Origin of the sequence: Albirhodobacter sp. R86504, assembly GCF_042466415.1 — a bacterium.
Classification (GTDB): domain Bacteria; phylum Pseudomonadota; class Alphaproteobacteria; order Rhodobacterales; family Rhodobacteraceae; genus Albirhodobacter.
This window is the reverse complement of the sequence record NZ_JAXHCH010000002.1, coordinates 2628981-2644186: the sequence shown is the minus strand read 5'-3', so window position 1 is coordinate 2644186 and position 15206 is coordinate 2628981. Positions and strand designations below refer to the sequence as shown.

Genomic DNA, 15206 nt, shown 5'->3' with positions numbered 1-15206 from the left:
TTTTATTGAACCATCCGCCGCTTAGAACGGAATATCATCGCCCTTATCGGTAACGTCCTTGGGCGCGGCCTTCTCAGCCGTTGCTTTCTTGGCGGCCGGTTTCTTCGCAGCGGCGGCCTTCGTGGTGGCGGCTTTCGCGGCGGGCTTTTTGGCTGCGGGCTTCTTCGCCGCCGCTGCCTTTGCCGGCGCTTTCTTGGGCGCGGCCTTCTTAGGCGCAGCTTTTTTCTTGCCGCCCTTCGACGCCTTGGCCTCGATCAACGGCAGAGCAAGCTCCATCGTCATATCTTCGGGCTCGATCTCTTTAGGCAAAGTCGCATTTACTTTCGCCCATTTGACATAGGGCCCATACCGCCCCGGCATCACCTGAACCGGACCGCCATCGGGATGCTCGCCCAACTCCTTGATCGGCTGAGCTGCAGCGCCACGACCAGGGCCACGGGCCGCCTTTTCCGCCAGAACAACGAGCGCACGGTTCATCCCGACGGTGAACACCTCCTCAACGTCCGAGAGGTTAGCGTAGATCTTCCCGTGCTTCACGTAAGGGCCATAACGGCCAATCGCAGCCTCGATCATCTCGCCATCTTCAGGGTGCGGACCAATCTCGCGCGGCAAAGACAGCAACTCGAGTGCGCGATCAAACGTCAGCTCGGCAGGCTCCCACCCTTTGGGAAGCGATGCACGCGGCGGCTTCGGCGCGTCCTCGGTTGGCTCGCCTTTTTGCACATAAGGACCAAACCGCCCAACGCGCAATGTGACTTCCAAACCTTCATCCATACCCAAGACGGTGCCATCTAATGCCGCGGCCGACCCATCCCCGGGGGCAGAGATCGGGCGCGTGTAGCGACACTCAGGATAGCTCTTGCAGCCGATGAAAGCGCCGCCCGACCGTGCCGTCTTCAAATGAAGCTCGCCCACACCGCACACCGGACAAATCTTCGGGTTCGATCCGTCAGGACGCGGCGGATAAAGATGCGGCGACAGAACTTCGTCGATCTTTTCCAAAACTTCAGTGATTCTTAGCTCGGACGTCTCGGCGATCGCCGCCGAGAAATCACGCCAGAAGCGCGCAAGCACCTCTTTGTAATCGCGCTCGCCCGCCGACACGTCATCAAGCTGGTCTTCCAGATCCGCCGTGAAATCATATTGGACATAGCGGCTGAAATAGTTGCTCAGGAAGATCGTCACGAGACGGCCTTTATCCTCGGGAACAAGACGGTTCTTGTCTTTAAGAACATAGCCGCGATCCTAAATCGTCGTCACGATCGATGCATAGGTGGACGGGCGCCCGATGCCGAGCTCCTCCATCCGTTTTACCAAGGTGGCCTCGGTATAGCGGGGGGGCGGTTGCGTGAAGTGCTGGCCACCGTAAACAGCAGCCGCCGCATCCATCACGGCGGCATCACAGCGCTGGATGCCGCTCGTCTCGATCAGCTCCGCCTCGCCGCGCGCCTTTGCAAAGGCTTGCTCGTATTGGCCGGCAGCCAAGGTGACCTTCTCGCCTTGCATGATCTGCGGCAGACGCGCGCCATCTTCGCCCTCGTCATCATCGCGACCTTGATCGTAAATTTTAAGGAACCCGTCGAAGGTCACAACTTGCCCCGTGGCACGAAGCTCCACCTGACCGTCCTTTGACCCCAGATCAACCGTCGTACGCTCCATGACGGCCGCCGCCATTTGCGATGCGAGGGTGCGCTTCCAGATGAGGTCGTAAAGCTTGAACTGATCATCCGAAAGCTTCAGAGCCGACGGCGCCTGATGCATGTCTGTTGGACGGATACATTCATGCGCCTCTTGCGCGTTCTTGGCCTTATTTTTGTAGATACGCGGCTGGGCGGGGACATATTTGTCGCCGAACTTATCCTTGATGGCATCACGCGCCTGCGCCACGGCCTCGGGGGCCATATCGATGCCATCCGTCCGCATATAGGTGATGTAGCCCGCTTCATAGAGACGCTGCGCCGAGGCCATGCAGGCCTTCGCGCCCATGCCGAATTTACGGCTGGCTTCTTGCTGAAGCGTTGACGTCATGAAGGGCGGGTAAGGGTTGCGCGTGGTCGGCTTGGCCTCAACAGAGGTCACCGTCAGCGCACGCGTCGACACCGCACTCACCGCCATTTCTGTCTCAACTTGGCTGGACAGATCAAACTTATCGAGTTTTTTCCCACCGAGCGCCGTCAATCGCGCCTCGAAGCTCGCCCCGCGAGGGGTCGTTAGACCCGCAACCACGGACCAGTATTCACGCGCGTTGAAGGCCTCGATCTCCATCTCGCGCTCAACGATCAGTCGCAAGCATACCGATTGCACGCGACCTGCCGACTTCGCGCCCGGCAATTTGCGCCACAGAACCGGAGAAAGGTTAAAGCCGACAAGATAATCAAGCGCGCGGCGGGCGAGATAGGCCTCGACCAGCGCGGTATCAACCTCGCGCGGATGCTTCATTGCCTCCAAAATCGCGGGTTTGGTGATCGCGTTGAAGGTCACGCGAGAGACCTTCTTATTTTTCAGTTTGGACGCCAACGCTTCCTGCAAATGCCACGAAATGGCCTCTCCCTCGCGATCAGGGTCGGTCGCGAGGATCAATTCGTCATCGTCTTTCAACGCATCGGTGATCGCCTTGATATGCTTTTTGCTATCGGTCGCGATCTCCCATTTCATGTCAAACTCATGCTCGGTATCGACCGAGCCATCCTTGGGAGGAAGGTCGCGAACGTGACCAAACGAGGCCAGAACGGTGTAATTGGACCCAAGATAACTGTTAATTGTCTTGGCCTTGGCGGGGGATTCGACGACGACGACGGCCATGACTTCCTCTCAATACACGCAGAACTGATGCTTTGGGCGCGGAACATGTGGCCCACAAGGGGGGAATGTCAATGTGCGTCGCATCCGCAAGACATAGACGTGATATCCGCGCATCGCAAACCCGCCGCGCGAGTTGGGGGGCGAACCCGTCGGGAGACCCGCGTCACAGCGCCCGCAATTGTCCACCCGCCTCACGCACGATCTCGCCCTCCAATTCGAGGACAGAGATCGCTTGCAAACACAGGTTCGTTGGCGCGGGACAGCGCAGGAATAGCTCATCCTCTTGAACTGGCCCAGCCTGCAAAGCCCCGAGAATCCACTCAACAAGTGCAAGCTCGTCAAGTTCGGGGGGTGCCGTTTGGGTTTGCGGCGGAGGCAGCTCCGCGTCGCAGTGTGCAAAGTGCGCGACCCTATCCGGCGTCGCGGCTTCGGTCACGGTTTCATGACGCGCGCGCCCTTGGCGCGGCGTTTGCGGAAGGATTAGCGCGCGGGGCTCAGGATCATGCGGCAAGCTAACCCCGGCCGCGGCCAGCCCCTCCAAGACATCTCGTCCTCCCCGAATCAACGCCGCACCGTCGCGGATCAGGATGTTGCACCCCGCCGCGCGCGGCTCGAACGGGTGGCCTGGAACGGCCATGACTTCGCGCCCCTGATCGCTCGCATGACGCGCCGCGTTCAAAGCGCCCGACCGCGACGATGCTTCCGTCACAACCAGCGCGCGCGACAGCCCCGAAATAATCCGGTTCCGTGCGAGAAAACTCTGCGCCCGCGGCGCCATGCCGATGGGATGTTCTGATAGTCGAAGCCCTTTTTCGGCAATGTCCCTTGCCAATTTCTCTGTTTCACGGGGATAGAGGACATCCAGTCCGCAGGGCTGCACCGCGATCGTGCCCGTTTCCAGAGCAGCTTCATGCGCCGCGCAATCCACACCTTTCGCCAGCCCAGACACGATGACACAACCGGCCTCGCCCAATTCCTGCGCGATCTTCCGTGTCATTCGAATGCCGAGGCCGCTCGCCGCGCGTGCGCCCACGACCGCCACGCAAAGACGCGTTAGCAATTTAATATCGCCGATCATCCACAGCGCAGGCGGTGGATCGGGTATCTCGCGCAGCAAGGTGGGATAGTTCGGCGAGCCCCATTGAACAAAGGTCGCGCCCAATGCACGGCCTGCATCCAACTCGGCCCGCGCGGCATCAATCGAGCACAGGGCATAATCCTGTGCGCCGGCCGCGGCGGCGACATGTGGCAACATCTCCAGCGCAGCGGCGACTGATCCGTATTGAGCGATCAATTTGTGAAATGTCGAAGGGCCAACCCTTCGGGAGCGAATGAGGCGCAAGACGGATATATCGTCTTCTTCCTTAGGGGTGGGGGTGAAGGGGGTAGGGTGAGAAAACAAATTCCGTCCATCCATCTCAGCCTCATTCGCCCTCTCACCTTGCCTCCTTAAGGTTAACAAGAAGTTTACAAAACCGTCCCTTCGCCAGTTCTCTGCGAGAAGAGCATTGCTGCAGCGCAGCGATTGACAGACGCTTTACCGCGCGTCAGTGTCTGCGCAGAGCATTAGGGAGGCTTCTATGACTAAAATTTACCCTTCCGCATCCGCGGCCCTCGACGGGTTGCTGGACGACGGAATGATGATTGCCGCAGGCGGATTTGGCCTCTGCGGCATTCCGGAGTTGTTAATCGACGCCTTGGTCGAAAGCGGTGTGAAAGATCTGACGATAGCATCGAACAACTGCGGCGTAGACGGATTCGGTCTCGGGAAGCTTCTCGATACGCGCCAGATCAAGAAGATGATCTCGTCCTATGTTGGCGAGAACGCGGAATTCATGCGGCAATACCTGTCGGGCGAGCTCGAACTCGAGTTCAATCCGCAAGGCACATTGGCGGAACGGATGCGGTCGGGCGGCTGCGGCATTCCAGGTTTCTATACGAAAACCGGCGTGGGCACCGTGATTGCAGAAGGGAAAGATCACCGCGATTTCAACGGCGAGACCTATATTCTCGAAGAAGGTATCTTCGCAGATATCTCGATTGTGAAAGCGTGGAAGGCGGATGAAACCGGCAATGCGATTTTCCGCAAAACCGCGCGCAACTTCAATCCCCCTGCCGCGATGTGCGGCAAGATCTGCATCATGGAGGTCGAGGAGATTGTGCCCGTCGGCAGCCTTGATCCCGATCACATCCATCTGCCCGGAATTTATGTGCACCGCCTGATCCAAGGCGATCACGAAAAACGGATCGAACAGCGCACCGTTCGGGAGGCAAAATAATGTGGGATCGTAACCAGATGGCGGCACGTGCCGCGCTCGAATTGGAAAACGGCACCTATGTCAATCTCGGCATCGGCATCCCGACCTTAGTGCCCAACTTCATCCCCGAAGGCGTCAGCGTCACCTTGCAATCCGAAAACGGAATGCTCGGCATGGGCCCCTTCCCGATCGCCGGCACCGAAGATCCTGACCTGATCAACGCCGGCAAACAGACCATCACCGAATTGCCCAATACCGCGTATTTCGATAGCGCGACGTCGTTCGGCATGATCCGTGGCGGCAAGATTGCAATGGCGATTTTGGGCGCGATGGAAGTCGCCGAGAATGGCGATCTTGCGAACTGGATGATCCCGGGCAAGCTCGTCAAGGGCATGGGCGGCGCGATGGATCTCGTCGCGGGGGTCGGCCGTGTTGTCGTGGTGATGGATCACACGAATAAACATGGAGAGAGCAAGGTTCTAAAGGCCTGCACCTTGCCGCTCACGGGGAAATCCGTGGTCAACCGCATCATCACCAATCTCGGGGTTCTGGATGTGGTGGAGGGCGGCCTCAAAATCGTCGAATGCGCGGAAGGGGTCACCGAGACGGAGTTGCGTGCGGCCACCGAGGCGACCATCGTCGATTGACGATCGCCTTGTGCAAACACTGTTACGGCCCCGCCCCACGTGCGGGGCCGCTTTCATATTATTCCGCAAAGCCGCCAAGTCTCATGAGGCGTAAGAAACAAGTTCATATTTTTGACGAACTCGGTCATTAACTCCTTTATCATGATGACACCGCCCCCCCCAATACCGCGTTCAAAACGCACCCGCGATCAATTGCTCCTGATTGGTCTAATCGGTCTCGTAGGGCTTGGCCTTGCGGGCCTCGCCTCCGCAACGGGCTGGGCGGAAACTTGGGCGCAAATCACTCGGCTGAACGCGGGCCTCGTCGCGGGCCTTTTGGCGCTCTCGTTGGTGAATTACGGTCTGCGGTCTGTGCGTTGGCACGTGTTTGCGCGACGCTTAGGTGTGCCGCTCGGGCTGGGGGTGAATGCGCTGCATTTCATCGGCGGATTCGCGATGTCGGTCACGCCAGGCCGTGTGGGGGAGCTGGTGCGGATGCGCTGGATCAAACGCGAAACGGGATGGGCGGTCGAACGGTCGGCGCCACTCGTCTTGATGGACCGCGCATCGGACCTTGCTGCTATGGCTTTGCTGCTTGCGATCACCTTGCTTTTTGCAACTGGCGGAATCAAGGGCGCGGCACCGGTCGTGATTCTCGCGCTGGGTGCGGCCTATGTTGCCACGCGGCCGGTTCTGCTGACGGGGCTGATCACTCTAGTTTACCGGCTCTTGGGCCGTGCGCCGCGTGTTTTTGCGCGCGCGCGGGCCGCGGCGCGCCTCGTCGCGCGTTTTAGCCATGGGCCGACATTGTTGTTGGGGCTTCTCGCGGGTCTGGCGGGCTGGGCCGCGGAGGGCTACGCCTTCCACCTGCTCCTGGTTGCCATGGGTGCTGACATCGGCGCCGCGAAAGCCATTGCCATTTTCCTGTTCGCCACATTGGCCGGTGGCCTAACGGGCGCGCCCGGCGGGCTGGGTGGCGCGGAGGCTGCGATGGTCGGGCTCCTCGCACTTGAGGGCATCCCGCTTGAAACCTCCATTCCCGCGACGGCTGTGATCCGTCTCACGACGCTGTGGTTTGCAATTGCGGTCGGATTAGCGATTTTCCCGATTGCCGAACGAAGATCAAAGAGAGCCTGACATGCCTTGGAAGCCAACCAAATACGCCGGATGGGGCCGCGCGATTACCGCAAAGGGCGAGATAACCCGCCCGACCGACCGGACGCGCGCAGAAAATCTCAGCTTGGATGCGCCGGCTATGGGGATGCGCCGATCTTACGGAGATGCCGCGCTCAATGACGGCGGCCGGATGATCGATATGACAAAGCTGGACCGGATTATCAGCTTTGACGAGACAACGGGCATTCTTGACGTTGAAGCTGGCGCGCGGATTGGCGACATTGCGACACTTCTTGCGCCGCGCGGATGGATGCCTGCGGTGATGCCCGGCACTGGGTTTGCGACCATCGGCGGATGCATCGCGCAAGATGTCCACGGCAAGAATCACCATCACGCGGGTTCGTTTGGCCAACATCTCCTCGAGATCACCCTCGCGCAGCACGGCAAGACCTGCCTTGCCTTGCCCGAGACGGATTTGTTCCGCGCAACTTGCGGCGGCTTGGGGCAGACAGGGGTGATTATCTCGGCAAAGCTCCAACTGATCCGCACCCTCGGTGACATCGTCACAGTGACAGAACGGCGCGCAGAAAACTGGGCGGAGCATCTCTCCATGCTCGATCAATCCACGGCAAGTTACACCGTCGGCTGGATCGACGCTACGGCGACCGGCACCGGTCTGGGGCGCGGCATCGTTGAGGAAGGCGAAAGCGCCAAAGGCTTAGCAAATCCGCGTGAGACGCCGATGAAAGTGCCAATGGATGCGCCGCGTTGGGCTTTGGCTGCCCCCATCGTGCGGGCGTTCAACACACTCTACTTTTACCGCGTCCCCGCGCGGGGACGCACGCTGGTAAAACCGCTGACAGATTTTTTCTTCCCGCTCGACAAAATCCACGACTGGAACCGGCTGTATGGCAAGCGCGGATTCCATCAGTTTCAATGCGTTGTTCCCCTTGATCAGGCCGAAACATTGCGCGGGATGCTGCTGGATATCGCGACGTCCGGTCTCGCCTCGCCGCTTGCCGTGCTCAAACGCATGGGCACAGGACGTGCGGGCTATCTAAGTTTTCCGATGGAAGGCTATACGCTCGCGATTGACTTCCCCAACCGCGCGGCGGCGCGCGAGCTGATCCGCTCGTTAGAGATGCGCGCCGTGGATGCGGGCGGAAGGCTTTATTTCGCGAAGGATGCGCTGGCCGAAGCCGCCAAAATCCGTGTGATGTATGCGGAGTTGGGGGCGTGGCAGGCTGAGGTCGAAAAAGCAGACCCTGATGCGGTTTATGAAACGGATCTCGTTCGCAGGCTCGGTTTGCGAAGCGCTTAAGCGCAACGCAAACCGCGCATTATCCGCCGAACCATTGCGCCCAGAGGCCCGCCGCCCAGAACATTAAAGAAAGCGTGATCATCAAAACGCCCAACCCGAGTTTGTCCTTCAGGGCGAAGACGATTGGGTCGTAATCCTGTTTTCCGATGTATCCCAAGACCACCATCCGGATCAGCCAGAACGCCATCGGGATCATCGCAAGCCACATCAACCACGTGTCGGGGTAAAGCTCGCGTCCTTGATCGGAAACCGTGTAGAGGAAAAAGATTAGGAGCGCGCCAAACACGCCGAGCCCCGCGACATTTAGCAGATCGCCGCGATCCAGCCGCCCGTATCCCCGCCCTGGCAAACGATCGTCAGTGGTAGCAAGCGTGAGCTCGGTCAACCGCTTGACGCAGCCCAGCGCGACGAAGACGGGGAAAATGAAGATCAGCATATAGACGGAAGTATCGACCCCGCCCGCTGCTGCGCCCGCGACGACGCGAATCGTATACAGCGCGGCCAATGTCGCGACATCGACCCAGCGCATCCGTTTAAGTTTTAACGAATATGCGAGCGAGGTGATCATATAGAGACTGACGACACCGAAGAAAGCGCCCCCAAGCAGTGCACCTACCCCCAGCGCAATCGCCGCGAGGCCGACAAACGCACCCATCCCGGACGTAATCGAGGCCGTGCCTGCGGCAAACGGACGGCGGCACTTGGTGGGGTGCAACCGATCCGCCTCAAGATCGAGCAGATCATTAATGATATAGATCGACGAAGCCGCCGCGCTAAACGCCACGATACCGCAAAGCGTCAGCCAAAGATGGGCGAGGTTAAACTCATGCGCGGCAATGATGGGCAGCAACAAGAGAACGTTTTTCACCCATTGATGCGGACGAATCGCCTTCCACAAGCCGCGCCAGTGGTACCCGCTCGCGAGATGCATCGCGTCCGCAGGCGCGCCGTCGACCTTACCGACGACGATCGCATGATTCGCGTGTTCCCACACGGCGAGATCGTCTTGCGAGTTCCCCGCATAATCGAAGCCCGCGTCACCGAACGCCCCCGTCAGCGCATCCGCCTTCGCTTTGGACTTCAGATTGGTGACCCCGTCCGACGCGAACACACGATCCGAGAGACCATGAAAGGCCGCAAGCGGCTTTACCTGCATCTCATCGGAGGCGGAGGCAAGGATCACCTCCCGCCCCTCGGCCTGCGCCGCACGCGCGAGGCGCACAACCCCCTCATTGACGGGCAACAGATCAACGCGAATTTGCGCAATCCGCGCCAGCTCCGCCTTCAGCCGCGCGCGATCCCCAAGGTAGCGCAGGGCTTTGAGTGTCGCGAACGGATCACGCCCGAGCCCCCCCCAAAAGGCCTCCAGCAACATATCCGTGCGCAGAAAGGTGCCATCAGCATCCAAAACCAAGGGCTTCGACATCAGTTATCCTTTCAACGCAAACACACAGCCGTCGGAAACGAGTTCCGGCGGAGACAGACATAATCCGCGCGCAACATTCCACGCGGCGAGAACTTTCGGGACATAATTGCGGGTCTCGACATAATCGGGAACGCCGCCCGCCTTGCGGACCGCACCCTCCCCCGCGTTATAGGCGGCAAGAACCATCAGCGGATCGTTATCGAACTCTTTCATCAACCAATCGAGATAGGCCACGCCGCCTTTAATGTTCTGTTTGGGATCGTTCGAATCGCTCACGGCAAAGCGCTCGGCCGTTGCCGGGATAAGCTGCATCAAGCCCTGCGCGCCTGCGGATGAGACCGCATCGATCTTTCCGCCGGATTCGATTCCGATCACGGCCAAAACCAGCGCGGGCGATACGTTTGTTCCGATTGTCGCGGCGAGGATCTCGCGCCCGTGGGATTGAGCAATCGTCTGAAGATGCGCGAGCCGCGGCGCGGCGACGGAGCTCCCGCCGGGGCCTTGACCTAACGCCGAAATCGCCGTTGTGAAGCGCCCCGAGACATCTCCCAAGGCGGGGGATACGGCCTTCCAATACCAATCATACGCCGCAGGTGCGCGCGGCCCCGTAGGCGCACTCGCGGCGACGGGCGACTTTTCGACCCATGCTGGCAAGGAGGCCAAAGCGCGCGCTTGCTCCTCTGGATCGATCTGGATCGTCAAAAGTTTCTTTTGTCCCGCCTTTGGCACCCCGATGCGTTTGATCGTCGCGACAGGGCCGAGCTGTGGCGCGGTTTCGGCCACAGCGCGCTCGGCCCAGAAGGCCGCGCAAAGAAGAAGACTCAATGCCTGTTTGCGCATCCGCGCTATCCTGACTCTGCGCACTTGCGCGTAACTGCTCGATTGGCGCCCTTATGGACGCTCTTGCTCTCTTTATTCGCGAGTCTTGCGGAAAAATCCACAAAAAGGCGCCGCAACGCGTGCGTTTCTGGGGAAACTGCGGCAATCCAGATCAGAGTTTCTCCCGAGGCAGCGGCGATCCATCATTTTTTATCGATAAAATTCAATACGATAAATGAATTCACCAAAAATAACGTCCGATGTCCAAAACCGCCGCGACCGTGCCCAATTCGCGCCATGATCACAGGTCAAAACATCCTCATCCCGCGACGGACAGCCGATCTACCGGCACCGGAACGTGGTGCCACAAACCTGATCGGCCGCCCAGAGCGGCTCACATTTTCTCTAGGAGAGACCCGATGAAACTGTTCAAACTCGTTAAAAAATTCAACGCAGAAGAAGAAGGCGCTGTGACTGTTGACTGGGTTGTTCTGACCGCAGCAGTGGTTGGCCTCGGCGCAGCAGCGCTCTCGATGGTCACCAAAGGCACAGGCGCAGCCTCCACGAAAATCGACGCTGCCCTGTCGAGCGTTACCGTTAAAACGACCTTCTAAGACCGGCGTCGCCACGCGCGACGACTTAAGACCCGAACGGGATCTGGCACCAGGCCGCGCTTTCTGCGCGGCCTCTTGCGTTTTGGCGCCGGACCGCGGCACGGCCCACTCCCGCCTCGCGGCAGGGCTTCTCAACCCTGCCCCCAAAATGCCGCGCCGAAACTTAAAACGGCACGCACCAAAATACCCCCAGTCCGCCCCACTCCCGCCCATTTTCAAGGTCAACAAAGCGTTACGCAAAAGCGAAAACGCTTAGCCAGAAACATACGGTCAACCAATCTGTCGGAGAGATCAGATGAAACTTTTCAAGCTCGTTAAGAAATTCAATGCAGAAGAAGAAGGCGCCGTGACTGTTGACTGGGTTGTTCTGACCGCAGCAGTGGTTGGCCTTGGCGCAGCAGCGCTCGCGATGGTCACGAAGGGTACGGGCGCCGCGTCGACGAAGATCAACGTCGCGCTGTCGAGCGTTTCGGTGAAAACGACCTTCTAAGGGTATCGCTCTCAGATAGCGTGACGCAACGACCTCTGAACGCCCAACGAAATAGGCCGCGCACGATGCGCGGCCTATTTCTTTAAATGCCCATCTTCTCGATGACCCGGCCGAGATTTTCTTTGCGCGCCATAGGCTAATGAAAATGACGCTGCTCGAAAATGGCCTACGGATCGCCCCATTCACGCCCAGATTGGGAGCCAAAACGACCTCATGCCAAGGCGCAAACGCCTAGCCAGAAACCACTTACGATTAATCACTCGGTAGGAGAGACCCCATGAAACTGTTCAAACTCGTTAAAAAATTCAATGCAGAAGAAGAAGGCGCTGTGACCGTTGACTGGGTTGTTCTGACCGCAGCAGTGGTTGGCCTCGGCGCGGCAGCGCTCTCGATGGTCACCAAAGGCACCGGTAAAGCCTCGACCTCGATCGATGCGCACCTGTCGAGCATCACGATTAAATCGACCTTCTAATTTGATCGATCTCCATTGGGGATCATCGCCATCAGGCCGCACAATCTGTGCGGCCTTTTGCTTATTGCGGGGAAGGTGTCCGCTGCATTCATTCCCGCGCGCAATACAATGCCAGGGCTATGATATGGAGTGTTTCCAAAATAGGGGCCTGACTGCCCTACTGATGCCCAAATTCTAAGTCATTGAAGGCCATCGCGAGGCGGTCAGATTTCGTTTACCATCTCGCTTGCCGTAAACGAGTTTTGTATTCGTGTGAGATATCGGATGCGCCGTAAGATTATGGAGACGAACATGACTTTCTTTAAATTCGCAAAACGCCTTAAAGACGATGAGGACGGTGCAGTGACGGTCGATTGGGTTGTTCTGACCGCAGCGACCGTTGGGCTCGGCATCGCTGCGCTGAATATGATTCGCGGTGGCGTTGCCGACCTGACGAACGAAATCACGCAGTACCTTTCCGATGCGACCGTGAAGACCGCCTTCTGACGTCCTCTCGGAGACTTGGGCTTCCGTCAGTTCCTAATTCTATCATCTGCGCGCCGCCCCGGCTTAATTGCCTGGGCGGATCTTGCGTTTCGCGATATCGATTGCGGCCCCGCCACCGAGGCGATGCATCCTCGCCTTTCTCTCGCCATTTTTGATCTCTAAATAGCCCCTAGCAGCCTCGCATTACAGGCGTAGAGACGCCCCCGAGCAATTAGGCGGGCCGGAGTGAAAGGAATTTGACATGCGGATGATTGTCGCCCTCGTTTTGGCGCTCGGTGTGGGCCTTGCGGGCTTCGCTGTATTTATGGCGCAGGATTACATGGCCGAGATGTCGGTTCAGCGCGACCAGCTCCTCGCTGCGCAAGCGAATACCCCCCAGCTGATGGATGTCGCCGTCGCTAAGCGCGCACTTGCCTACGGCGAGCGGTTTACGATGGAAGATGTCGAAATCATCAAGGTTCAAGCGGGCAAAGCGCCTGCAGGTGCCTATGCCGCCATCACAGGGCCGCAGGGTGATCCGAATGCTCCGCGTGCAGTGTTCTTTGACGGCGAGACCCGTCCACGCGCTGCGCTGCGCTCTTATGAGCCGCTTGAACCTCTCCTCGAGACAAAAATCACCGAACCGGGCGTTGACGCGGGGATCATGGCGAATCTCGCAGACAACATGCGCGCCTTCACCATTGATGTGACGGCCACCACGGGCGTGTCTGGCTTTTTGCGGCCCGGCGATCATGTCGACGTGTACTGGTCCGGCCGATCGGGCAACAGCCAGGTAACCAAGCTGATCCAGCCCAACGTGCGCCTGATCGCGATCAACCAGAACGCGGATGCGGACCGGTCGGAGGAGACGATGATTGCGCGGACAGTGACGGTCGAGGTGTCGCCCGAACAGGTTGCCGCCCTGACCTTGGCGAACGCCACCGGCCAGCTCAACCTCGCGCTTGTTGGAACGATTAATAGCAATGCAGTCGCAGAGATCGAAATCAACACCGACCAGCTTTTGGGCATCAAGCAAAAGCAGGTCGTCGCCGTCGAGGCGGAGCGCGTCTGCACCATCAAAACCCGCAAAGGCGCGGATGTGATCGAGACGCCGATCCCCTGCGCCACGGAATAAGCGCGGGTCAGTCAGGCACCTCCATGGGATACTAGGCTTCACGCACCCTCCAATCGCTTCACGATCGGAGGGTGCGTGACATTGACGCGAGCGCAAGCTCAAGTCCTCACCTTAAGCGTGTGGCGGGGAGAAAGATGTGCGGAGGGTCGGTTGATTCTTGCAATAAAAGGGGAATTAACGCATCTTCTAAAAGAAATGAGGCAAAAACACCTCGCAAACGGGCGTTATAGATCCGTAGTGTGGCGTGATCGGAGAGGCAGGATCACAATGAAAACGAGTGGAATTTTAAGGGCTTGCCTGTTAGGTACAGCCATTTCTATCGCGACAGTTGCACCTTCTGTGGCCGAGACGCTGCGCGTCATGTCCGGCTCATCTTCCGCCCCGCTTCAGGTTCCGATGAACCGCGCGGTGGTCGTGGAATCTGATCAGCCCTTCGCGGAACTGTCGATCGCGAATCCCGGAATCGCGGATATTACAACGCTTTCGGATCGCTCGATTTACGTTTTGGGCAAACTCCCCGGCCGGACAACGATGACAATCCTTGGCCCCAACGGGCAGTTGATCACGAACGTCGAAGTTCAGGTCACACCCGACATCGCCGAATTCAAAGAACGCCTGCGCCAGATTCTTCCAGGCGAGAAGATCGAAGTGCGCACCGCGAATGACGGCATCGTTCTTTCGGGAATCGTGTCGTCGACAGGCAAACTGGATCGCGCGCTTGATCTTGCGGCCCGATATGCGCCCGACCGCGTATCGAACCTGATGAGCGTGGGCGGCACGCAACAGGTCATGCTGAAGGTTCGCTTTGCAGAGATGCAGCGGTCCGTCTCGAAAAATCTTTCGTCCTCGATCGCAATGCAAGGCACCAGCGGCAGCTCCGGCTTGCTCGGCGGGACAGGTAACTTCAGCACGACCGGCGCATCGCAGGCGGCCTTTGGCTCTTCCGCGACAATCCCGTTGTCGGGCACATCAGGATCGCTGGCAGCAGGCTTCACCGCAGGAAGCTTGGAATTCGCCGTTCTGCTAGAAGCGCTCGAAACCAAAGGGGTCGTTCGCACACTTGCTGAACCGAACCTCACCGCATTGTCAGGCCAAGAGGCGAAGTTCCTCGCGGGCGGCGAATATCCGATTCCGGTATCGTCCGACGGCAATGTGACGATTGAATACAAGCCATTCGGTGTTGAAATGGCGTTTATCCCGCGTGTTGTGGACAACGATCAAATCAACCTCGAGATCAAGGCAACCGTTTCGGGCATCGATACCTCGGTTTCGGTCACGGCGGACGGGTTTGCGGTCAACGGCTTCAAAACGCGTATGACGGAAACGACCGTCGAGATGCGCGACGGCGAGAGCTTCGCGATTGCGGGCCTCCTCCAAGATGACTTCAGCGACTATAGCTCACAAATTCCGTGGCTGGGCGACATCCCTGTTTTGGGGGCGTTGTTCCGTTCGGCCGATTACGCACGCGACCAATCCGAACTGGTGATTATTGTGACGCCGCATCTTGTGACACCAACTCGCGGGGAGGCGCTCGCCTTGCCAACGGACCGCGTGAAGCTTCCGTCCGAGAAGGAGCTGTTCCTGTACGGACGCACGGAAGGGGCCGCCGCTGAAGTTGCGAAGCAAGATTTCAGTGGCTCTTACGGCTACGTGATGGAGTGA

14 protein-coding genes and 1 pseudogene are annotated in these 15206 nt (G+C 58.9%); 11 read left to right on the top strand and 4 right to left on the bottom strand.

The features are described 5' to 3' along the window. Positions 1-21 precede the first annotated feature (21 nt). Positions 22-2802 (bottom strand): annotated as a pseudogene (gene topA, locus SJY32_RS14770) (type I DNA topoisomerase). A 163-nt stretch (positions 2803-2965) separates the two neighbouring features. After that, entirely contained in the window at positions 2966-4219 is a 1254-nt protein-coding gene (gene dprA, locus SJY32_RS14765) for a DNA-processing protein DprA (RefSeq protein ID WP_376877016.1), read from the bottom strand. 163 nt (positions 4220-4382) lie between these two features. On the opposite strand from dprA, the gene SJY32_RS14760 reads away from it, so the two are divergent. The 4 genes from SJY32_RS14760 (at position 4383) to SJY32_RS14745 (ending at position 8123) form a co-directional block, all read left to right on the top strand. After that, the gene (locus tag SJY32_RS14760) at positions 4383-5081 is read left to right on the top strand and encodes a CoA transferase subunit A (RefSeq protein WP_376877013.1); all 699 of its coding nucleotides are present in this window, start codon (positions 4383-4385) and stop codon (positions 5079-5081) included. After that, positions 5078-5707, top strand: a complete 630-nt coding sequence (locus tag SJY32_RS14755) for a 3-oxoacid CoA-transferase subunit B (RefSeq protein WP_376877780.1) — start codon at positions 5078-5080, stop codon at positions 5705-5707. The genes SJY32_RS14760 and SJY32_RS14755 overlap by 4 nt, the downstream gene beginning before the upstream one ends. A 192-nt stretch (positions 5708-5899) precedes the next feature. After that, positions 5900-6823 (top strand): YbhN family protein, encoded by a 924-nt coding sequence (locus SJY32_RS14750; protein WP_376877010.1) that lies wholly within the window; start codon positions 5900-5902, stop codon positions 6821-6823. 1 nt (position 6824) lies between these two features. After that, on the top strand, positions 6825-8123 hold the full coding sequence (locus tag SJY32_RS14745; RefSeq protein WP_376877007.1) for an FAD-dependent oxidoreductase: 1299 nt from the start codon (positions 6825-6827) through the stop codon (positions 8121-8123). Between the two features lie 19 nt (positions 8124-8142). Here the strand turns inward: SJY32_RS14745 and SJY32_RS14740 are convergent, their stop codons facing one another. Together SJY32_RS14740 and SJY32_RS14735 are read right to left on the bottom strand one after the other, a co-directional pair. Further along, on the bottom strand, positions 8143-9549 hold the full coding sequence (locus SJY32_RS14740) for a UbiA family prenyltransferase (RefSeq protein WP_376877004.1): 1407 nt from the start codon (positions 9547-9549) through the stop codon (positions 8143-8145). 3 nt (positions 9550-9552) lie between these two features. Further along, positions 9553-10389, bottom strand: coding sequence for a lytic transglycosylase domain-containing protein (locus SJY32_RS14735; protein WP_376877001.1), 837 nt, complete (start codon positions 10387-10389; stop codon positions 9553-9555). 53 nt (positions 10390-10442) lie between these two features. Here SJY32_RS14735 and SJY32_RS14730 point away from each other — a divergent pair, with 53 nt between their 5' ends. From SJY32_RS14730 to SJY32_RS14700, 7 genes are all read left to right on the top strand, one after another. Continuing rightward, positions 10443-10607, top strand: coding sequence for a hypothetical protein (locus SJY32_RS14730; RefSeq protein WP_376876998.1), 165 nt, complete (start codon positions 10443-10445; stop codon positions 10605-10607). A gap of 180 nt (positions 10608-10787) precedes the next feature. After that, positions 10788-10982 carry a hypothetical protein gene (locus SJY32_RS14725; RefSeq protein ID WP_376874518.1) on the top strand — a complete coding sequence of 65 codons (195 nt, stop codon included), beginning with the start codon at positions 10788-10790 and terminating at the stop codon, positions 10980-10982. A 295-nt stretch (positions 10983-11277) separates the two neighbouring features. Further along, positions 11278-11472, top strand: a complete 195-nt coding sequence (locus tag SJY32_RS14720; protein ID WP_376876995.1) for a hypothetical protein — start codon at positions 11278-11280, stop codon at positions 11470-11472. 277 nt (positions 11473-11749) lie between these two features. Continuing rightward, the gene (locus tag SJY32_RS14715; RefSeq protein WP_376876992.1) at positions 11750-11944 is read left to right on the top strand and encodes a hypothetical protein; all 195 of its coding nucleotides are present in this window, start codon (positions 11750-11752) and stop codon (positions 11942-11944) included. 291 nt (positions 11945-12235) lie between these two features. After that, a complete protein-coding gene (locus tag SJY32_RS14710) occupies positions 12236-12430 on the top strand; it encodes a Flp family type IVb pilin (protein ID WP_376876989.1) in 195 nt (64 codons plus the stop codon). Positions 12431-12671: 241 nt separating this feature from the next. Further along, the gene (gene cpaB, locus SJY32_RS14705) at positions 12672-13544 is read left to right on the top strand and encodes a Flp pilus assembly protein CpaB (protein WP_376876986.1); all 873 of its coding nucleotides are present in this window, start codon (positions 12672-12674) and stop codon (positions 13542-13544) included. A 267-nt stretch (positions 13545-13811) separates the two neighbouring features. Beyond that, positions 13812-15206, top strand: coding sequence for a type II and III secretion system protein family protein (locus tag SJY32_RS14700; protein ID WP_376876983.1), 1395 nt, complete (start codon positions 13812-13814; stop codon positions 15204-15206).